We start from the raw sequence: 21913 nt of genomic DNA, 5'->3' as shown, positions 1-21913 counted from the left end.
TCAACCGTCAGACCGGCGGCGTCAGGTCGCGCACGACCACGATCTGCTTGAGATTATTGTCGGTCAGCGACGTCCAGTTATACTCCCATTCGGAACTGTCGACGCCCATCTGGTTGATCGTCCACAGCCCGTTGGTGCCGTCCGGCATGAGCGCCAGGCTGAACAAAGCGAGCCGGCCGTCGGCATTGTAGTTGAGCGTCAGGCGCGTCGAGCGAAGGGATGCGCCGAAATCGCGCCATCCCGACCAGTTCTGGGTATAGGCATCCCATTGCGCGTTGAATTGGAGGAAGTGCTGCTGGTCGGCGGCGACCAGCACGATATCGCCATCGCCCTGGATGCCGGCGGCAAGCGCCTGGTTGGGCGCCCTGGAGTAGCCGGGTGTCGCCCACTGCGTCCACGTATCCGATCCGGCGGGCATCTGGCGCGTGTGCAGCACCTGGCCGTTCTGGGTCAGGGCGAACAAATTGGTGGCGCCCAATGGACCGATGACCGGCGCCATCTCGATGAAGCCACCTGTCTGGGTCGTGTCGATCTGCACCCAACCCGTCCAGTCGGCGGCCTTCAGGGCCTGCGCCTTCGCCTGCTGGCAGCGATAGAGATGCAGGTTCGAATTGATGCCGAACAGCGCGATGCGGCCGTCACCCTGGCGTATCGCCGAAACCGTCACTAGGCCGCCGGGGATCTGGATCCAGTCGCTCCACGGTTTGGCCGGCGGCGTCAGCACGTCGACGGTGACGACGATCGGTGTCGTCGTGCCGGGCGGCGTGATGGTTTTCTGCACCTGCACGATCTGGTCCGGATTCTGGTAGATCCACCAGATGCGGCCCTGATTGTCGGTGACGAAGACCTCGATGCGGCCATCGGCATCGCGCGCCATCGAAAGCTTCTGATAGGAGGTGGCGCCGGGCGGCGTGCCGATGCTGATCGGCGCGGTCCATTTCTCGACCGGGCCGATCTGGTTGGCGTCTTCGGTGATGAAGGACAGATTGGTGGTTCCCGATGGCTGCGCGACCACGGCGACACGGCCGTCCTTGGTGAGGCCCGCCGTCATGATCACCCAGGCGCCGGGCGCGACGAACGACCAGGCCGAAGGCCATGGCCCGTTCGGCGAAAGCTGCGCCTTCTGGATCAACTGCCCCTTGGCGGAATCGATCCCCACCACCATCAGCCGCGACAGTTCGAAAAACGAAGTGCCGGCCGGCTTGTGCTGGAAAATGGGTGGAGGGCTGGACGGCGCCGGGCGGGCCCTGGAAGCCGCTTTCGGCGCCGGCGTCTTCGCTGCGGGGACCTTCGACTTCGGTTCTGCGTTCTTGGCCATCGTACGGTCCTGCCCTTTCGGTTCGGAATTCAGCTTCTTGGCGGGAAGACGCCCTGCAGCGCGATGCAGAAATAGCAGGTGAGATAGGGCTGCATATTGTTGTGCGGCTGGTCGCCGCCGGCAGGGGGGAGCGCTTGAGGGCTCATCTGCGTCAGGTTGGCCGCCGGGGTATAGATTGTTGCGTTGGTGGATTTGGCCAGGCTTCGCGTCGATGACGGCGCATTGAGTTCGCCCAGGTCGATGTCATGGTCGCGCATCGCGTGGGTGTGGTTAGGAATTTCCGATTCGAGCAGGCTTACCGTTTCCGTACCGTCGGTCTCGCCGAGATCGTGCAGCGAAAGCCCTGGTCCTTGCCCCGGGTGCATCGGCAAGCGGCCCTGAAGGTCGGGCAAGGCAAAATTGCTTTTGCCATTGCCGCCATAGGTCGTGCCCAGCAACGAGAACAATGCCGTGTTCTGCGACAGCGGCAGCAACTGCCCGTCGCACCAGGCCCAGCCCCTGGGCGCGAAATAAAAGGGGAAGATTCGGATTTCGGCGACGAACGGGTCAGCCATGATGTCCCTCTCAGGTCGGCGACGGAAAGATGCCGAAAAGTGAAATGATAAAGCTGATGCAAAGATACGGCTGGAAATTGTTGTGCGGCTGGCTGCCGCCAACGGCTGTTACAGCCTGCTGGGCCATGTCGGTATCGGTCGTGTCCTGGATGTAGGGCAAGGCGCCACCGCCAATCTGTGCAACGACCTTCCCGCTGGGACTTGTATCTTGACCAATATTCAGGGACGCGACCATCGGATGGCTGTGTGAAGGAATCTGGGAAATTGTCAGATTGACTTCCTCCACGCCTCCCGTCTCCGCAAGGATAAAGCCGCTGCCCTGATGGAGCGGAACACGGCCTTGCAGGTCGGGCAGCGCGAAGGTGCTCTGGCCATCGCCGCCATAGGTCGTGCCAATCAGCTGGAACAGTGTCTCGTTCTCCGAGATCGGCAGAAGCTGTCCCTCACAGAACATCCAGCCGGCCGGGGCGAAATTGCCGGCAAACATGCGTATCTCACCAATATAAGGCTGTGCCATGATCGCGCCTCCTTAATTCGGCGAAGGGAAAATGCCCTGCAGGGCAATGCAGAAGCTCAGCGTCAGGAACGGCTGCATGTTGAGATGTGCCTGACTGCCGCCGACACTGGTAATTGTGCTCGGGCTCAGCGTCGTCACGTTCGCGAAATCGCTATACAGCCGCCCCGGAACCACCCCCAAAACGTTCCCCGCACCATCCTGGCTGCTACCGGTGTTTGTGCTTGCCTGCGCAAAGTGAACGTGTGTCGGTATTTCGGAAATCGACAGCGTATGGCTTTGCTCGCCACCGCGCTCGCCTAGTGTGTGACCGCTCCCAACGTGGATCGGGATACGTCCCCTATAATCGGGCAGCGCGAAATTGACTTGGCCGTCACCGCCGAAAGTGGTTCCGAGCAGTGAAAATAGCGCCTGGTTCTGGTTGATCGGCAAAAGCTGCCCGTTACAGAGCGCCCAACCCTTGGGCGGGAAGACAAAGGACATAATCCTGATTTCCGATAGAAATGGCTCGGCCATGTCTCGCGCCCTCATTAGATATCAGAAGAATACACGGAACGACATAGAAGTCTACTTGGGTTCCTAACAAACCAAGTACTATTATAAAATAATAGACAGTATTTAAATAACGAGAGGCGCAGGAAGTCAGTGTATACCCAAGGTTGTAGATCGTCGCACCAAATGGTGGCCTTTCTACCTCATCAACGTAGCCATCATGGGAACGGCGGCGTGGCAAGCCCGGTAAATCCGCTCGTTTGCGCCGTCGCGGTAGATGCAGAAACAACTGTATTGCGGCCGTTCAGATAAGCGATCACGGCAGCAGTATCCATGGCGCCCCCAGCATAGCCGCTAAGGTTGATCGTCCCGTTGTTGCGCTGACGTACCCGGATGTCACCAGCCGCCATGGTGCCGCCAAGCGAATGCGTAAAGATGTTCGCGAGCGCGCCGGCGCCGCCTATGCTCAGATCGACGGATGCACCATTTCCCTCCGGGTCCGTGACGGCTGACTGGACGAGAATGCCAGCAACTGCATCTCCGGTCCCATCCAGTTTGATGTCAATCGCGTTGCCGGTTATCTGGGCCAGGATGCTGCCGGCGCCGTCCTGTCCGGCCTGGACAAGGATAGCACGTTGCGTACCGGCATAGTCGATGGAGTTGTTTTTGATTCCGACCCGCATGGCGCCGCCGCCGGCATTGAATACCGATATGCCATCCGCTGTCAGCCCGTTTGCGACCGTGATGGTGTTGTTTTCAATTCGAGCGTCAAAAGTAAAGCCGTTGTCGAACGCCGACCCGAGCAGGCTCACCACGACGAAGTCGCCCGCCGCCGTGCTGCTCAGCGTGTTGCCGGTGGCGACGAGGCTCACATCGCTGTTGTCCCCGGCGCTGACGGACAGCTGATCGTTGTTGCTGCTCGAAGTGCTGTTGATGACGTTCAGGTTCATTGTGGAGTTGTCGAATGCATCGGCGACGATGCCACCGCTGAAGTTGTTGCTCGAATTGGCACCCGAGAAGTTGATCGTGGCGTTCGACGTTCCACGGATGCCGAACAGATACCCGCTGCCAAGCACGGCGCCAGTCGAGCTGCCGCCTGAAATCGTCAGCGCGAGCGTGCCGGACTGGGTCTGCAGCTGGAAGTTGTCGTCGCCGCTGCCTGTGATCGTGGTGTTGGTGACCGCGCTGGTGCCGGACATGTTGTAGAAATGGATGCCATCTTCGTCCGCTCCATTGCCCGCATTCGATATGCTGCTGTTGCTGAGCGTGAAGTTCGAAACGGTATTGCCGTTGATGCCTTGCTCGGCGCCGCCCGAAATGGCGATCCGGTCCAGCGTCGCCGTAGAGACGTTTTGAAGATGGATGGCCGCGTTGGTCGTGAGGTTGTCACCAGTCGAAAGCCCCGAATTGTCGGCATCGAGATCGTCGGTGCCGGCATTGGTGAAATTCATGTTCTTCAGCGTGATGTTGCTCGCGCTGATGAAACTGGCGCCGCGCCCGGTTGTGTTCTGAATTGTGCCGCCCGAGCCGGCGGTGGTGCCGACACCTGTAACGGTCAATCCACCCGAGCCCGTATTGTTGAGCACGATGCCGTTGATGCCGCCATTTGCCGAAATGCTCTGGAAATTCAGCCCGCTGGCGCCGATATTCGTGTTGACGACGTTGAGCGCCGTGCCTGTGCCGGAGGTGATCGTGTTGCCGGTGCCCTGCACCGTCACCGTGCCGCCGCCGGTCGCGTTGAAGCCGTCGCCGCTCGTTGTGGTGATAACCAGCCCGCCATTGGTGAAGTTGATGGTGGCGCCGGGGTTGCTGGTCATGATGACGGCGGCGTTGACACCGGTCGAGAGCGTCTTGACCGCGCCGCCGAAGTTGATCGTGCCGCCGACGTTGCTGAGCACGGCAATGCCCAGCCCGCCGTCGTTGCGAGTGATCGAACTGGCGCTGTCGAAATTGACCGAGCCGCCGGCCATGCCGCGGATGTTGGCGACATTGCCGCCAGGGTTGGTGATGTCGACATTGTTCAGATTGACGACCGCGCTGACGCCGTCATTGCCTGGCGTGCCCTGGTCGCCATCGACGACGAAGGCATTGTTCGCAGCCCCCGCGTCGGTCTGGATAGCGACATTGTTGAAGGTGTAGGTGCCGGTCGCATTGTTGGTCGAATCGCCGAGAATGGTGATGCCGGCCGTGCCCGTCAGGCTGGCGTTGTTGACGGTGACGCTGCCCGCCGCGCCGTCGATCACAATGCCGGTGCCGCCGGTGTCATTGAGCCCGTTCGCCACGGCAGTGGTGAAATTCACCGAACCGCCGGCGGTGTCGGCGACGACGATCATGCGCTGGCCGGCGGTGGCTTGCGTGATCGTGCCGGCATAGGTGACGGTGGCGGTGCCGCCATTGACGTTGAACGCCGTGCCGCTGGGGCTGATGATCGAGGTGCCGGTGCCGAAATTGAAGGTGCCGCCCGAGCCGTTGAGGATGTCGACGCTGGCATTGCCGCCATTCAGCGTCGTCGTGCCGACGAAACTGTAGATGCCGTCCGCATTGTCGAACTGCAGGCCGGTACCGTTCGTCGCCGACAGCGTACCGGTAGCGAAGTTGAGCGAGCCGCTGTGCCCGCCCGTGACGCTGACCAGGGTGGCATTGTTCGACTGGCTGACATTGCCGGTATAGTTGAGGTTGGCGGTGCCGCCGCTGACAGCGATGGTCGCCGCGCTGCCGCCGACCAGCGTGCCGGCGCCGAGATTGATCGTCCCCGACCCGATGACGTTGGTGAGGACGACGGCGCTGTTGCCGCCGGCGCCGTTGCTGGTCGAGGAAAAATTCATGCCGGTGGCCGCGACGGTGACGCCGCTCAGGTTCATCGCCACACCGGTGCCCGTGGCGATGGAGTTGCCCACGCCGGTGACGCTGACCGTGCCGGAGCCCGTGGCATTGAAGCCGGCGCCCGCCGAGGTCACGATCGCCAGCCCGCCGCCGTTGAAATTGACCGTCACCGGGGCGCTGTTGCCGGCAATATCGACGCCAAGCCCGCCGCCGCTCATGCCGATGGCATAGCTGGCGCCGCTGATGTTGTAGGTGCCGCTGGTGTTGGCGGTGATCGATATGCCGGTGCCCCCGCCGTTAAAGCTGTTCGAGGCGCCGGACACCGTCACCGTGCCGCCTGCATTGTTGTTCAGCGATACGCCCAGCCCGCTGGCCGTCAGATTACCACTCAGGGCGACGAGGCCGGCGCCGGCAAGCCGGCTCTGGACATTCAGCGCCGGACTGAATGCGCCCGAATTGTTGACCGTGCCCGAATAGCTCACGGCAGCCGTGCCGCCGACGACATTGAACGACGCGCCCGTTGCGCCGCTCAGCGCACCAGTTCCAAGTCCAACAATGCCCGTGACATCGGTCAGGCTGACATTGTTGATGCCACCGGCCGACGAGGTCGAATCGAGCGCGATGGTGGCGGCGACACCGGAGAGATTGATCGCTGTGCCGCCGGTTGCGTTCACCGTCTGGGCGGCAGCCGTAGCGGTGATGCCCATCGTGCCGCCGGTGGCGAGAATGCCGGTGCCGGCGGTGGTGTCGATGGTGACGCCGTTGGTGAAGCTGGTTGTGCCGCCGGCCTGCGAGAGGCCAACGCCGCTGGTCGTGTCGATGTTGGCGAGGCCGGTGACGTTGAGCGTGCCGGTCTGGACTCGGATGCCGCCGCCTGTGTTGGGGACGGTGGCATTGTTCACCGTCACCGTGTTGAAGTTGAAGGTGCCGGTGTTGGTATTGACGGCATCGATGCCAAAGCCAGTCGTGTTGCCGATGGTCGTCGCGCCGGTGACGGTGAAGGTGCCGGCGACGCCGTCGAAGATGATGCCGCTCGCGCCGCCACCGGCGTTTACGGTGGCAAACGTCATGTTGACGGTCAGCGGATCGAGATCGAACGCCGCGCCGTTGGTGGTGGTGACCACGCCACCGGTGTTGTTCAGCGTGAAGGTGGTGGTTTTGGTGTTGGCGATGACACCGGTGCCGCCATTGTTGGCAAGGCTGAGCGTGCCTAGATTAAGGGTACCGCTGGTGTTGGTGAAACTGAGGCCATTGCCCTGGACGCGAGCGCCTGGGTTACCGATGCCGAGCGTGCCGGCGCTGACGGTGCCGCCGGCGCCGTCGGAATCGAAGCGGACATTGCTGAAGGCGATGCCGCCACTGCCGGCGCCCCCGGTCACCGCATTGCCGGCAAACGACCTGATCGCGATTGAATTCAGGTCGGCATCGATGTTCTGGCCGGTGAACGACGCAGCCAAGCCGGACGCGGTCGACCTGAGCGTGTTGCCGTCGATCGAAAGCAGAAGCGTATTGGCCGGAGCTCCCGTGGTGGAGAAATCGAGCGCGTTGCCGCCGGCGGTGATGGTGTTGTTCCTGACGAAGAAACTGGAGGCGCCGGTCGCGTTGGCGGCAACGCCCGCACCGGAACCGAGATTGCTGACGATCAGGTTCTGGATGCCGCCCGTGAAGATGCCGCTGCCTGATGTCGCCAGATTGATGACCTGCGTGGCGTTATTGCTCTGCAGGAGCGGCCGCAGCGTGTCGATGCCCGCCGGCGCCGCGATGATGGGCGAATTCTGCACCGTGGTGAAGTGGAACGCCGGCGACGCGCCGGCGCTGGTGTCGACCCCGAGCTGCGAGACATCGATCGCCGCGTCGTTGCTCTTGAAGGCGAGCAGCACCTGTCCGTCATCGAGTTGGAACGACGTCGCGCCGAGGTCGATCGTCGCCTGGCCGCCGTCGACGGTCTTGTCGATCAGCACAATGACATTGGCCGAAGACGTCTGGGCGTTGGCGTAGGTGCCTGGATTGAGCAGACTGCCGTCGCCAAGGGCGGTGGCATCGGCCGTGACATAGTAGACCTTGTAGGAGGACAGGTTCGAAATGTCGCCATCGAAATTGACGTCGTTGAAATTGTAGTCGCCGTTGGTCGGCAAAGTGTCGGTGGCGTGGATGACCTGGCCGCCTGTGGTCTTGATCGACGATTCGGCCGGGCCGGCGCCGTCGCCGAACAGGAGCTGGGCGTTGGTGGCGCTGGAGAACTGGACCCCATAGCCTACATTTTCGATCTTGGAGGTCTGTCCCGCCGGATTGTTGTTGATCGTGTCGCCGAGCTGGATCGTGCCGGTGCCGGTCGTGTCGGCCATGTCGATGCCGATCGTGCCGGCAAAACCGCCGCCGTCGACGTCGAAATCGCCAGCGGTGATGTTGCTCGCGCCGAGCGACGCGCCGTTGAGGTCGAGACCGATCGTGTTCGCCGCGCCAAGCCCGATGTTCAGGCTGGCGAAATTCAACGTCGAGCCGAGCGTGCCGGAAATGTCGACACCGCGCGCATTGGCACCGGTGATGCCTAGCAGGTTGACCGTGCCGAGATCGATTACGCCGCCGCTGACATTGTTGAGCGATATGCCGGTCGCCGCGCCATTGACCGAAATCGTATCGAACTTGATACCACCGGCGCCGACCGTCGCGCCTTTCGCCCCGGCGACGACCGCCGTCGCGTCGCCAAGCTTCAGCGCCGTGCCGCCGTTCGTGGTCGTGATGGTGTTGCCGGCGCCGGTGACGCTGACTGTTCCCGAACCGAAGGTGCTGGCGGTGAAGCCGGCGCCGCTGCTGGTGGTGATGACAAGGCCGCCATTGGTGAAGGCGAGAGTGCCCTTGGTCTGCGGGTCCATCACGTACGACGGTGCCTTGACGATGGCATCGTTGGCGCCGGTGTTGAATATCTTCGACGTGCCAGAGAAGGTGACCGTGCCGTTGGCCGAGCCGCCGATGGCGACACCCTCGCCACCGCTGTGATCGATGGTGCTCGAAATATCGTATATGCCTTCGGCATGGCCAAAGAAGTCGAAGGCCGTCGATGACGTGGTGGAAACGACGGAACCGCTCATGTTCAGACGGGTCGCATCGCCGCTGGCGCTTATCACCGATCCCACACCGACCGTGATCGAACCTTTGTAGGTCAGCGTGGTGAAGGCCAGGTCATTGCCGCCGCCGAGGCTGATAGCCGAGAGGGTGGTGTTCGTGATGCTGGCGCTGCCGTTGATGCCGACGTTGACGGTCCCGCCCTGCGAGCTCTGTATGATGCCGAACTGGCCGCCATCGATGGTCAGGGTGGATCCGGCGACATTGGCGATGTTGACGGTACCAACCTCGGGACCGCCGATATTGAACCCGGCATACTGGACGTCGAGATCGATCGTCCCGGTGAAATTGACCTCTCCGGTGCCACTCAGGGCGTACAGCCAGGCGCCGGTGTATCCAGTATCCCTCAGGCCGCCGATGTTGACATCCCCGACGAGATTGGCGCCCAACAGCGTCACGCCGGCACCGCCGGGGTCGCCGGGAAGGGGAATCGTGGAGTCCGCCGAGATGCTGTCGAAGGTAACGCCGGCGCTGCCGACATTGGCACCATACACAGCAAGCCCGTCGCTGCCGGCATTGATCTTGTTGCCGGCGCCGGTGACGGTAATGATGGCGGAGGTTGCGCCAGCCGGGCCTAAATCGCCAATTGCGACGAAGCCCGCCCCGGTCATTGTCGATATATCAAGGCCGCCATGGGTGAAGTCGATCGTGCTGTTGGTATTCAGTGCCGGGGCGCCTGAGCCGTAATTGCCAATGATGCCCAAGCTCACGCCGTCCGTCGCGCCCGAATTGATCTGCTTGGTCGTGCCCGAGAACGTGATCGCGGCTGCGTCGTTACCGGCAACGACGATGTTGCCGCCGGCGGCCGCATTGGTATCGGTCAGATTACCCGACAGCGTCACCGAGCCACCGGTCATGCTCTGGATCGACGCCGCAGCGCCCGTTCCGTTGCTGGCAATCGTGCCGCCATAGGAAGTCGTCGCGTTGCCGCCGCTGGCTGCGGTCCCCGAGCCGACATTGAACGACGTGCCCGAACCGGTGTTGGTCAGCGTACCGGTGCCGAAGCTTGCGGTGCCGGCCAGGTTCTGCAGGTCGATGCCGCTGCCGGAAGCGAAAGTCGCACTTGTCGAGGCGAAGTTGATACCGGCCGTGATGCCGTCGAGCGCCACCGCCTGCGCGTTGGTGGCGTTGATCGTGCCGGTCACGAGATTGACCGTGCCGCCGCCGGTGGCGCTGAACGCCGTCGCGCCCGATGTGGTGATGTCCAGATCGGCGAAGGTGACCGTAGAGCCAGCGTTGTTGGTAAGCGAGGCACCATTGCCGTTGACTGTGACCTTGTCGGTGAAGTTGATCGTGCCGCCGGTGCGGTTGGCGATCGAGATGCCGCCGCCGGTCAGCGTGCCCGCCGGTCCGCTGTTGGGCAAGGTGCCGCGCGTGACCGTGATGTTGCCGACGCCGCCATCGACGTCGAGCAGCGTGCCGGCGACGTTGACGTTGTTGTCCGTGATCGACAAATTGGTGTCGAGGCCGGCGACCTTGAACGCCGTCTGGCCGGTGGCGACATTGCTGACCGTGACGCCCTGGATGACGATGCCGCCAACATTGCTGAAGCCGCCGGCATTCTGGTCGATGGTGAAGACCGAACCGCTGCCGCCGGTGAAGTCGAACGCGGTGTCGCGCACCTGGTTGCTGCCGAGCAGCTGCAACGTATCGCCGCCCGTGCTCTTGACCACGCCCTCATTGCCGGTGACGTTGCCACCGGTGGCGCCGAGATTGCCCTGGACATTGATCGGCTGGATGGTGCCGGAGGTGATGATCGAACTGCCGTTGCCGAAGCCGGTGATCGACTGGCCCGAATCGAGCGTGAACGGCGTGGCGCTCAGATCGACCGTGCCGACAAAGGCGAAGGTCAGTGTGCCGGTCATGGCATCGGCTTCGGCAGCCGTGACCGTGGTCACGTCGGCGCTGAGCCCGTCGGTGTTGGCGTGGACGATGCCACCGTCCTGGGAAATCATGACGACCCCGCCGACCGCGCTGGCCAGATTGGCGCTGCCGGTGAAGGCGACATCGTCGAAATCATAATTGCCGAGCGTCGGATCGAGCCCGATCGTGTTGACCGTGTAGCCGCCACTGGCTGCGATGATGGTCGACTCCAGCCCGTCGGCGGCATTGCCGTCGCCGAAGGTGAAGTTGGCGTTGGCCGAAGTCGCCGTGGTGCCGTCGGATGCCAGCTCGACGCCGACGCCGGCATTGTCGATCTTGGAGCCCTGCAGGAAGGTGATGGTCTTGTTGCCCGTCGTCGATGACAGGTCGATGCCGCGCGAGGTGAGGTCGCCGGTGCCGGTGATCGTTGTCACGCCGAAATCGGCCGTGGTCGATGAACCGCTGAAGTCGATGCCGGTCTGGTTGGCGCCGGAGCCCATCGTCACATTGGTTGTTCCAAATGTGACATCGGCATTGGTCAGGGCGAAGTTGATGCCGGCTGGACCGACGGTCGAACCCATCGTCACGCTGGTGGTGCCGAAGGTGACGGCGCCGGCATTGTTGGTGATGTCGATGCCATTGCCCGTGGCGCCCGACACGGTCACCGCCCCGAAGGTCGCCGATGCGGTGCTGGCGACATTGGCGACGGCCAGGCCGGTGGCAGTGGCGCCGGTGATCGACAGCGGAGCTGTGACGTTCAGCGTCGCGGTGCCGGCAAGGCCGGTGACGACGGCGCCACCGCCGCCCGTCGCAGACAGCGTCGAGCCGATGAAGCTGATCGCGCCGCCGACCGGGGGCAGCGTCGAGCCGATCGCGAGAAGATTGCCGGTGCCGGTCGAGGTGACGCTGCCGCTGAAGGTCACCGAGCCGCCAGTGGTGCCGTCGACCTTGACCGCCGTGCCTGGCGCGGTTGCCGAGCTGGATATGTTGGCCGCTACACCGATTGTCGCGCTGCCACCGGAAACGACGACACCGTCGCCAGTGCCCGAATTGGCGATGGCGCCACCGAGGATCGCGATCGAGCCGGTGTTGTTGGTCAGGCTGACATCGGTGCCCGCGACATTGGTCGTCACCAGATTGGTGATGGTGAAGGTCGATGACGAAGCGTTGATTGCAAGGCCGTCGATGCCGGCAGTGGTGCCACCGATGGTGACATTGCCACCCAGGAACGGGCCGCCCGAGACGGCATTGAAATTGAGCGCCGTGGCTTGCGCAACGCCTGTCGTGATGCTGTCGAACGCCATGCCGCCGGTGCCGATGGTGACGCCGTCGAGATTGATCGCGTGGCCGGTGCCGGTGGTGATCTGCTCCGTGCCTGCGGCCGCGACTGTGATCGTGCCGCCCCCGGTGGCGCTGAAGCCGGTGCCGGTGGTCGTGGTCAGATCCAGCCCGCCGGTGAACTTGATTGTGCCGCCGGTGTTGCCGCTCAGGTTGATCGCAAAGGCGGTGGCGGTGCTGGCGGTGATCGCTCCACCGAACGTGGCGCTGCCGCCGCTCATGCCGGAGATCGTCACCGCGCTGGTAGCAGCGGTCTGGTTGATGGTGCCGTTGTAGGTGACGTTGGGCGTCGAGTTGCTGATGGAGAAGGCGTTGCTGCTCGTGTTGGCGATGGAACTCCCGACCCCGAAGGTCAAGGTTCCGCTGGAGCCGCCGACGATGCCTATGCCTACGCCGCCGCCGGTGATGTCGAGATCGTCGAAGGTGGCGATGCCGGCGAAATTGTTGGTGGACAGCGCGGCACTGGTGGCGTTGGTGATCTTGGTGTTGCCGGTGAAATTGACGGTCGCGCTCGAACCGACAAGCACGATGCCGATTTCAGATGCGGTCTGGACGGTCAGGTCGTCGACCGAGACCGTACCGGTCACTCCATCGAGTAAGAGGCCGGTTGCGACATTGCTGACCGTCACGCCCTGGACGGTCAGGTCATTGATGCCCAGGCCGTGGATGCCGGCGGCGGCGCCCCCGGAAATATTGAAATCGAGCAATGTGTTGCCGTTGCCCAGCGTCACGACATCGCCGCCGCCGGAACTGGTCAGCGTTGCCGCGCCCGCGGAATCCGAAATGGATTCGTCATGATGGACGTTGGTGCCGGTGACATTCAACGGCACCCCGCCGAGCGAAAACTCACGGCCGTTGCCGAACGACGCCAGTTCCTGCCCGTCGCTCAGCGAGAAGCCGGTGGCGTCGTCGATTGTCCCGCGGTTGACCAGGACAATGATGGCGTCGCTGGCGGTAATGCTGTCGGCATAATCGATCGAGGCGAGGTCGGTGATCGACGTGCCGCCGCCCGAAGCCCCGGCCGCGACGAAAATGTAATTGCGCAGGTCGTAGAGTTGCGGGCCGGCAAACTGTGTCGTGCCGAAGGCGTAGTGGCCGCTGCCCTCATTGAGTCCGCGCGCATCGAGCGAGGCGGTGATGCCGGAGATGGAGCTGGAACCGCCGCCGAAGGTAAACTCGGCGTTGGCCGTAGCCCCCGGCGTGCCGGCAATGCCCAGCCGCACGCCGGTATCGACATTGGCGATGACGCCACCAGCGGTGATGCTGATCACCGCGCCGCCGACGCTCGGCGAGGTCAGGTCGATGCCGATCGAGCCGGCAGCACCGGTGCCGGTTATGTTGAGCGACTGGGCGGTGAAACTGGTCTTGGATCCGGAGAAGTCGAGGCCGGTGCCGACACCCAGTCCGGAGATGACGATGTTGCCGGCGACCACCGCCGCATTGACGTCGGCAAACGAGATGCCGTCGGCGCCGGGATTGGTGATGTTGATGTCGCCGAAGCGGATCGCCGCCGGCGAAGCCGAAATGGCGATCGCCGGTCCGGTCGTGTCGGAGATCGTCGTCGCACCGTTGACGGTGAAGCTGCCCGCGACATTCTCGAGCACGACACCCGACGTGCCGCCGCTCTGGCTGATCGAGTCCAGCACCACATGAGCGGTGATCGGATCGATGAAGATGGCGGTGCCGCCATTGCCCGATACGGTGCCGCCGGTGGTTGTGAACGTCCCGCCGGTCGACGTGCCCTGCACGGTGATGCCGCGGTCGGTATTGTCCTGCGCATTGACGGTGGCGAAGGTGTAGGTGCCCTTGCCGCTGATATCGAGACCGTCGTCGAGATTGCCCTGCAGCAGCGTCGTGCCAGTGAAATTGTAGGTGCCGTCGCCTTCGATGTGCAGACCATCGAGGCCGTTGCCGGTGGCGGTGAAATTGGAGCCGGTGATGCCGGTCGAGCTGCCGGTGAAGTCGGCGCCGTTGCCGCCCGCACCGGTGACCGTCACATTGGTCAGCGTCGCGCCGGTGATGTTGTTGCCGAAAATGCCGTCGGCGCCGCCGGTGATGGTGATGCCGTTGAGCGTGTTGCCGTTGCCCAGCGTGATGACCGGGTTGGCGACGTTGGTGCCCTGGATCGTGCCGTCGCTGCCGCCCAGGTTGAAGGTGCTGGTGCCGCCGCCGAAAAGCCTGGCGGTGACGCTTTCGCCGCCGCCGATGACGGTCTGTCCATTGGCAAGCGTCACGCCGCCGGTCGTCAGATTGCCGTTGCCGCCAAGCGCGACGACAAAGCCGTTCGCACCCGACTTGGTCACGGCGTCGTCCAGCGTCGTCGGGTCGGCCAGCGTGCCGGCGCCGGCGAGGCCGCCATCGGCGAAATAGAACTTGCCGAAGGCAGCATTGGTGGCGGCGTTGATCGCGACACGCGTCGTCGAGCCGCCGGTCAGCGTCTGCGACTGGACGCGGACCCCGATATCGCCACGCACGCGTTCGTTGACGCGCTTGCGCAGGCCTTCGCTGACCGGATAGACCGGCTCCGGCCCGTTGTCGGCCCCATTGGCCGAGCCGCTGCCGGGATTGAACGGGATGTTCAGCCGCACGCTGCCGGCGAACTGGGTGTCGTCGCGATTGTCGTTGCGGACCTCGCCGGCGAAGACCAGTTCCGTGTTGCTGCCGAAGACATCGCCGATCGTATACTCGAACCCGGCCTTGGCGCCTGTGACGTTGCCGTCGTCGCCATGCGGATCCTCGAAATGATAGCCGCCGATGTCGAGCCGCAGCGAATGCTTGTCGGGCAGGGCGACCGGCACCTGCGCACCGATCTCGCCCTCGATGCCCCACGCCGCGTAGTCGCGGTGGTCGAGGACCGAGATCTGCTCGATCAGCTGGTTGCTGACCATCGACAGGGTCGAGCTGGTCGAGTGATCCGTCGAATCGCCCTTGATCGGCAGATAGACGTTCACATGCGCATCGAAATGTGGCGTGATCGCCTCGGCGCCCAGCGTGGCGGCGGTGAACTGGGTGGAGTTGTAGTTCTCGATGTTGAGATAGGCGTAGCCGCCGATCATCAGGTCAGGGTTGACGATGCGGCGAATGCCGAGGCCGACATCCTGGCCGGAACCATCCTTGAAATCGTGCTTGGCCCGGACATCCAGGAACAGCACGGATTCAGCCGTCTGCTTGAGCGGGATGAAACCTTCGAGCGCGGCGTTGCCGCCATTGTTGTCGGCGCCAATGATGGCGCGGATCTGCGGCTGCCACAGGCCGTTCGGATCGGCATGGGCGGTCAGACCGGAAAGACCGAGCGCCAGCGTCGTCAGCGCCGTCGTCTTCCAAAGATGCCTGGCGATTTGCGAACGGCGATAGCCAGCGCGAACGTGGAAATCCTCCCCACGCGCCGCTATCTCACCAACTTGCCGAGAAGTCTCGGTAGTTCCCATCCCTGGCGAGTCCTTCGGGGACTACACGCGCCCCGTGTAGAGTCTTACTCGAATTCTATTGTATAGCGAGTCCTGGCCGATCCGATTTCTAGAGCTTTCCTGCAAAATTGCTCGCTGTGTCTGAAAGGCCACAGTAATTTCGCCGGCTTGCTTGCCTCCGGCTCGGCTTTCGGAACAGTCGCGAGTGTTGTATCAAGCCATGCTCGGGAGAATACCGGGGCGCGGCGAGGAAACATGCAAGGCATCCGGCAAAACAACATGGCACTTACTTTAGACAAGTCTAATTTAATTGGCATGGCCGCGGGGCTGGCCGCCCTGTGGCTTGGTCTGGCCGCCGGCCCAGCCCTTGCCGAAGATGCCAAGCCGGCCCAGCCAAAGCCGGCTGAAAGCAATGCAAAACCGGCCGATGCCAATCCGTGGGCGGTGAACTGCTCCAGCGGTTCGGCGACCACCGAGCTTCAGTGCCAGGTGTCGCAGAACCTGACCGAGGCCAAGACCGGGCAGCGCGTGCTGACCGTGACCGTGCGCCGCGACAACGGCAATGGCAGCCTCGCCATGCTGCTTGCCCTGCCGCACGGCCTGTTCCTGCCGTCCGGCGCCTCCTTCCAGATCGACCAGGGCCAGAAGACGACGATTGCCATCCAGACCAGCGACCAGAACGGCGCCTATGCCGCCACGCCGTTGTCGGCGGATCTCATCAAGGCCATGAAGTCCGGGACCAATCTGAACATCGGCATGGAATCGGTCACCCGCAAGCCGGTCACCATCCCGGTGTCGCTGGCCGGCTTCACCGCCGCCGTCGCCAAGCTGGAATCGATCAAGTAGCTGCTGTCAGCGGCTTGATTGTCGATGCCCGGAATGCTCCGTTGCCGCTTCGGACAGTGGAGAAACCCATGACAGGCTTTGTCGATCGCCAGCGCGCGGCGCAACTGATGGACCTCGCCGGCATCGAGGCGCTGGTGCTGTGCGCGCCCGAGGCTTTCCACTATGCGACCGGCGCCTCGATCGGCCCGGCGGGACTGTTCCGGCGCGCCGGCGCCGGCTTCGTCGTCATCCCGGCTGGCCAGGACCTGCCGATCGGCGTCGTGGTGGCGGATTTCAATGCGGGACAGCTGCAACTGGCTCTGTCGGATGCCGTCATCCGCAGCCACCCGATCTGGATCGAAACCGCCACGCTTGACGCCTCGACCGCAGGGCAAGGGCTGGCGCAACGCGTCGAGGCCGGCCTTGCCTCGTCTGGCCGGGCGCCTGGTTTTTCCCGGCCGGCAACATTCGAACTTGCCCGTTCCGTCCGCGAACTGCAGGAGATCCTGAGCGGGTTCGGACTTGAGCGCGCAAGGATCGGCGTCGATCTCGATTTTATTCCCGCCGCCGATCTCTCGGTCATGCAGGCGCTGCTGCCGGGCTGCACGATGGTCGACGGCTCGGCCGTGCTCGACAGGTTGCGGGCCATCAAGTCGCCGCGCGAGATCGATCTGCTCCAGCAAGGCATCATCCTGTCGGAAGCCGGGCTGGAGCGGCTGCAGGTCGATGCCATGGCCGGCATGCGTCAGGCCGATCTCATTGCCCTCTATCGGCAAGGCGTCGCCACGGCCGCGTCCGGCCTGTCCCATCCGGTCGCCACAGCCGAATATGTGACGCTGGGCGCGAAGGCCAAAAGCACCGATGCGAAAGCCATGCCTGGCGATCCGCTGAAGTGCGACATGGTCTGCACGGTCGGCGGCTACGCCTCCGACATGTCGCGCAATTTCACCTTCGGATCGCCATCCGCCGAGCAGGCCGAACTGCACGCGATCGCCGAGCGGGCCTTTGACGACGGGCTGGCCGCGCTTGTTCCGGGAGCCACGCTCGCCCACGTGCATCGCGTCGCCACCGACAGCCTGGCGCGGCAAGGGCTGCGCACCTACCGCCGCGGTCATTTCGGCCATGGCGTCGGCCAGTCGGTCTTCTCGGAGCAATGGCCGTTCATCGCCGCCGATAGCGATGTCGTCATCGAAGCCGACATGGTGCTGGCCTTCGAGATCCCGCTCTACATAGACGGCCTCGCCAGCTTCAATCTCGAGGACCAGTTCCTGATCACACCGGACGGGCCCAAGCCGATGAACCGCCTGCCGAGGCGGCTGGAGAGGATTGGATAGCCGGCTTTGAGTCTGCACGCTGGAGATTGGCCGAAGCCTCCCCACCTTCGTCATCCACGGGCGGAGCAGGAGCGAAGCTCCGTCGCGGAGACCCGAGGATGACGAAGCGATGGGCGATTTGGCCAATCTCGAAGCCGCACGCGGTGCCCAGCACCTAACCACTCACCGCCGGCCTTTTCCCTCTCCACGGCATCTCCTGCTCCAGTTGCGCCGATGCGGCCAGCACCGTTGCCTCGTCGCCGTAGCGGCCGACCAGTTGCACGCCGATCGGCACGCCGTCTTTCGACCAGCCGAGCGGCAGCGAGATCGCCGGCTGGCCGGAGATGTTGAAGGGGAAGGCAAACACCGAGTCCGCCCATTTGGCGTTGTAGCGGTCGATGTCGGTTTCCGACATGTCGTAATAGCCGAGCGGGCGGGGCAGCTGCGTCAGGGTCGGGGTGATGAAGAGATCGTAGGCGCCGAGGTCGCCGACGATGTCGCGGCCGACCTGCCTGAGCTGCTCGACATCGGAGATGTGCCTGGTGCCGCTGGTCGAGCGGCCGCGCTCGATGATTGCCCAAGTCACCGCCTCGACATCGCCTGGCGTCACCGGCCGGCCGATCACCGTCTCAAGGTAGTCGAACGTCGCCGCCGTCTGCACGCAGGTCATGTTGGTGTAGGTCTTCCACACAGCGTTCGCGTCGAGCGGCATATCGTGCTCCTCGACGTCGTGGCCGAGCCGCTCGAGCGCAGCCACGGTTGCCAGCACCGCCGCCTTCACCTCCGCATCGATCGCCGTGCCGTTGGGTGGCGTGACGGAAAAGCCGATGCGCAGCTTCTTTGGCGCCCGCGCTGAGAGGCTGAGCCAGCTGCCATCAGGAACCGGCGGCGTATAGGGGTCGCCGGGCAGCGCGCCAGCCACCGCATCGAGATAGGCTGCCGTGTCACGCACAGTGCGTGAGCAACAGAGAAAATAGGCGCCGCCATACCAATAGTCGCCGAACGGGGCGAGGCTGACGCGGCCGCGCGACGGCTTCAGGCCGACGATACCGCAGCAGGAGGCCGGGATGCGGATCGAGCCGGCGCCATCGCTGGCCTCGGCGATCGGCACCATGCGCGAGGCAATGGCCGCGGCAGCGCCGCCGCTCGAGCCGCCGGGCGTGATGCCTTCCTTCCACGGGTTCTTCGTCACACCGTAGAGTTTTGGTTCCGTCGTGATCGACCAGCCATTCTCCGGCGCGTTCGACTTGCCGACCAGCACCAGCCCGGCCGCCTTCATGCGGCGAACGACTTCGGTGTCGAAATCGGCAACAACATCCCTGAGGTAGAATGAGGAGTTGGTGTTCGGTGCCCCGGTCCAGGACGAGGCCAGCTCCTTGAGCAGGAACGGCACGCCGGCGAAGGGCGCTGATGTGTCGACCGTCTCGGCCTGCGCCCGCGCCATGTCGTAGAGGCGATGGATGACCGCATTGAGCGCCGGGTTGAGCCGCTCGACCAGCGTGATCGCCGCCTCGACCAGTTCCGCCGGTGAAACGTCGCCCCGCTTCACAAGTGCCGCAAGGTCGAGCGCGTCGGTCTCGGCATAGGTTTTCAGCAGACTGTCGGTGACCATGTCTCTCTCCCGTCGTTCGTTGATCTTGCCAACGTTGGCGCCGCCCCTCATCCGCCTGCCGGCACCTTCTCCCCGTATAGTGACGGGGAGAAGGGAGACGCTCCAACGCTGACGACCCCCTCTCCCCGTTCTTCACGGGGAGAGGGTAAGGGTGAGGGGCAGCGCCGGCCTGAAACGATTGCCGCCAGCAGCCGGATTGCGTCAGGCCAGGTCGATGGTCCGTCCCAGCGCGATGCTCTGTTCGGCGGCCAGCACGATGCGCAGGCTGTTGACCGCCGCATCCATCTGCTCGGTCAAATCGAGATCCTCGCGGATGGCGCGCAGGAAGAAGGCCTGCTCGCGGTCGCAGAGCTCCTGGTGGCCGGGCTCGTCCTCCATGCTGACGATCTCGTCGGGCTTCGAGAAATTCTTGTCGCCGTCGACCTGAGCATAATGGATCTTCAGCGCATCGGTCTTGGTGTGGCGGTCGATGTCGGCGGAACTCGAAACCTCTGCAAGTTCGGCAGCATTGCTTGCCTGCTGGCCGGCGACGATCGACACCGCGCCCTTGGGGCCGACCACGTCCTTCACGAAATAGGCCGTTTCGCTCATCATCGGGCCCCAGCCCGCCTCGTACCAGCCGACCGAGCCGTCATCGAAGGTGACGTGCAGGTGGCCGTAATTCTGCTTGTCGGCCTCCGCCCAGAGCTTGGCGCCGATGCCATGCACGCGCACCGGCTTGGCGCCGGTCAGCTGGCACATGACGTCGACATAGTGGACGCCGCAGTCGACGATCGGGATCAGCGAATCGATCAGGTTCTTGTGCCAGTGCCAGGCGCTGCCGCTGCTCTGCTGGTTGAGGTTGAGCCGCATCACAAGCGGCTTGCCGAGTGTCTTGCCGACCTCGATGAACTTGATCCACGACGGATGCACGCGCAGGATATAGCCGAGCACCAGCTTGCGGTTCTTGGCGCGCGCCGCCGCGACCACCTTCTCGGCATCCTCGTTGTTGGTGGCGAGCGGCTTTTCCATGAACACATGGCAGTTGGCGGCGATTGCCTTCAGCGCATATTCGGCGTGGGTGTTCGGCCAGCTGTTGATCGACACCGCGTCCGGTTTTGTCTCCTTCAGCGCCTGGTCGAAATCTTCGTAGAGTGGGTAGCCGGCTAATTCTCCCGGAATCTTCGTGTTGGTCTTGATCGAGCGGCTCATGATGCCGACGATCTCGAAACCGTCGAGCCGGTGATACGCGCTGGCATGCGACGCACCCATATTGCCGAGACCCACCACCAGCACTTTTACTCTGTCGGACACCGCTGCCTCCCAAATTCTTGATTGAATCTTGGGCGGCGCTGTTGCCGTCGCCCGCATGTTTATCCAGGACAATCACCTTAGGTTGGCGCCGCCCCTCATTGCCCTGCCGGGCATTTCTCCCCGTATAGTGACGGGGAGAAAGGGCTGGCCGCAATGTTGGCGATTGGCGAAATCATCAACGACAGCGTCCCCTCGCCCCGGTTACGGGGAGAGGATGCCGGCAGGCAGGTGAGGGGCGGCGCTGACCTGGACAATTGCCAGCCCTACTTCACCGCCGAATCGAACAGATGCGCCTTGATCTTCTCGACATCGAGCGCGGCAAAACCTTCCGACAGCTTGACGCCGTCGGCATCGGCCTTGACCTTGGCCTTGTCGAAATCATTGGCCGGGCCGATCAAATCGTTGGTGCAGACATCCTCGGCCTTCACCGGAGCGGTGATCTGGCCGATCTTGTGGATCTCGTCGAAGAAGCCCTGCCAGCTCGCCATGTCGTGCGAGCCCCAGCCGCCGCGCTTGTCCATGTCGCCGCGGAAGACGTTGATCTGCTGCAGGATCGACGTGGTGCCGAGCTCCGGCCCGAGATTCTTGGCCAGCGTCGGGAATTGCTCGAACACCGCTTCGACGGCCGCGCGGGGATTCTGGTAGCCGAATTCGAGGCCCATCGCCCAGCCGCGCAGGTACTTTTCCAGTAACGCCTTCTTGTCGGCATCCTCGAGGTCGGCGGCGCGCACGACGAAAGTGTTGGCCGGCAGCTTCGAGTTCTGCACGCCGAGCCAGTATTCGAAGTCGAGCCCCTTGGCGATCCATTCGGCGCGCAGGCCTTCCCACGACAGGGCAGCGTCGCCCTGGCCGCCGGCAAGAGCCGTGCCCCATGTCGGCCAGCCGGCTTCGACATATTTGACCTTCTTGATGTCGACGCCCTGCGCCGCCAGCAGCGGGTCGGTGATCGACTGCCAGGCGGCTGAGCCGAGCAGGATGGTCTTGCCTTCCAGCTTCTTCAGGTCGTTCGAGCCCTCGCCCTTGCGGAAGGCGATGCTGAACGTGTCGCGGGCGCCCATATGGAACACCGACTTCAGCTTCATGCCGTTCTGGATGGCGAAGGAGAACACGCCGGGCGACGGGAAGCCCATATCCGCCTGGCCGACATCGACGAACTTCACCGTCGCGGTGCCGTCCGACGGTCCCGGCTGCATGTCGGTGTCCAGCCCTTCGAAATAGCCGGCTTTCTTGGCTGCCCAGTAGGGATAGTCGTCGAGCACTTCGAGGGTGCCGCGCGGCGAGATCCAGGTGAATTTTCCGTAAGGTTCGGCCCTGGCCTTGAGGCCGGTGGCGCCAAGCGCCGTGGCAGTCACCAGCCCGGCGCCGGTCACCTGCAGGAAAGTGCGGCGGCTGATCCCCGCCGGGTTGATCGAGTTCTCTTTGGTCATGGCATTCCCCT

General features: G+C 63.7%; 10 protein-coding genes. 2 read left to right on the top strand and 8 right to left on the bottom strand.

The features are described from left to right. Positions 1 to 7: 7 nt before the first annotated feature. The 5 genes from EOB80_RS20230 to EOB80_RS20210 all read right to left on the bottom strand — a co-directional run bounded on the left by EOB80_RS20230 (position 8) and on the right by EOB80_RS20210 (position 15453). On the bottom strand, positions 8 to 1318 hold the full coding sequence (locus tag EOB80_RS20230; RefSeq protein WP_127329278.1) for a hypothetical protein: 1311 nt from the start codon (positions 1316 to 1318) through the stop codon (positions 8 to 10). Positions 1319 to 1347: 29 nt separating this feature from the next. Further along, complete coding sequence (locus EOB80_RS20225; protein ID WP_127267582.1) at positions 1348 to 1872, bottom strand: tail fiber protein; 525 nt, start codon at positions 1870 to 1872, stop codon at positions 1348 to 1350. A gap of 10 nt (positions 1873 to 1882) precedes the next feature. Further along, complete coding sequence (locus EOB80_RS20220) at positions 1883 to 2389, bottom strand: tail fiber protein (protein ID WP_127329276.1); 507 nt, start codon at positions 2387 to 2389, stop codon at positions 1883 to 1885. Positions 2390 to 2401: 12 nt separating this feature from the next. Beyond that, on the bottom strand, positions 2402 to 2902 hold the full coding sequence (locus EOB80_RS20215) for a tail fiber protein (RefSeq protein ID WP_127267580.1): 501 nt from the start codon (positions 2900 to 2902) through the stop codon (positions 2402 to 2404). A gap of 194 nt (positions 2903 to 3096) precedes the next feature. Beyond that, entirely contained in the window at positions 3097 to 15453 is a 12357-nt protein-coding gene (locus tag EOB80_RS20210; RefSeq protein ID WP_206516828.1) for a hypothetical protein, read from the bottom strand. 258 nt (positions 15454 to 15711) lie between these two features. On the opposite strand from EOB80_RS20210, the gene EOB80_RS20205 reads away from it, so the two are divergent. Then, positions 15712 to 16278 (top strand): invasion associated locus B family protein, encoded by a 567-nt coding sequence (locus EOB80_RS20205; protein ID WP_245463695.1) that lies wholly within the window; start codon positions 15712 to 15714, stop codon positions 16276 to 16278. Positions 16279 to 16346: 68 nt separating this feature from the next. After that, a complete protein-coding gene (locus EOB80_RS20200; protein WP_127329272.1) occupies positions 16347 to 17591 on the top strand; it encodes a Xaa-Pro peptidase family protein in 1245 nt (414 codons plus the stop codon). 154 nt (positions 17592 to 17745) lie between these two features. Here the strand turns inward: EOB80_RS20200 and EOB80_RS20195 are convergent, their stop codons facing one another. From EOB80_RS20195 to EOB80_RS20180, 3 genes are all read right to left on the bottom strand, one after another. Then, entirely contained in the window at positions 17746 to 19182 is a 1437-nt protein-coding gene (locus EOB80_RS20195) for an amidase (RefSeq protein WP_127329270.1), read from the bottom strand. Positions 19183 to 19383: 201 nt separating this feature from the next. After that, positions 19384 to 20475, bottom strand: a complete 1092-nt coding sequence (locus tag EOB80_RS20190; protein WP_127329268.1) for a Gfo/Idh/MocA family oxidoreductase — start codon at positions 20473 to 20475, stop codon at positions 19384 to 19386. A 263-nt stretch (positions 20476 to 20738) separates the two neighbouring features. Then, a complete protein-coding gene (locus EOB80_RS20180; RefSeq protein WP_127329266.1) occupies positions 20739 to 21902 on the bottom strand; it encodes an ABC transporter substrate-binding protein in 1164 nt (387 codons plus the stop codon). Positions 21903 to 21913 lie beyond the last annotated feature (11 nt).

Source organism: Mesorhizobium sp. M7A.F.Ca.MR.245.00.0.0 (genome assembly GCF_003997415.1).
Taxonomy (GTDB): domain Bacteria; phylum Pseudomonadota; class Alphaproteobacteria; order Rhizobiales; family Rhizobiaceae; genus Mesorhizobium.
The sequence above is the reverse complement of the archived record's forward strand: the minus strand, read 5'-3'. Positions and strand labels throughout refer to the sequence as shown.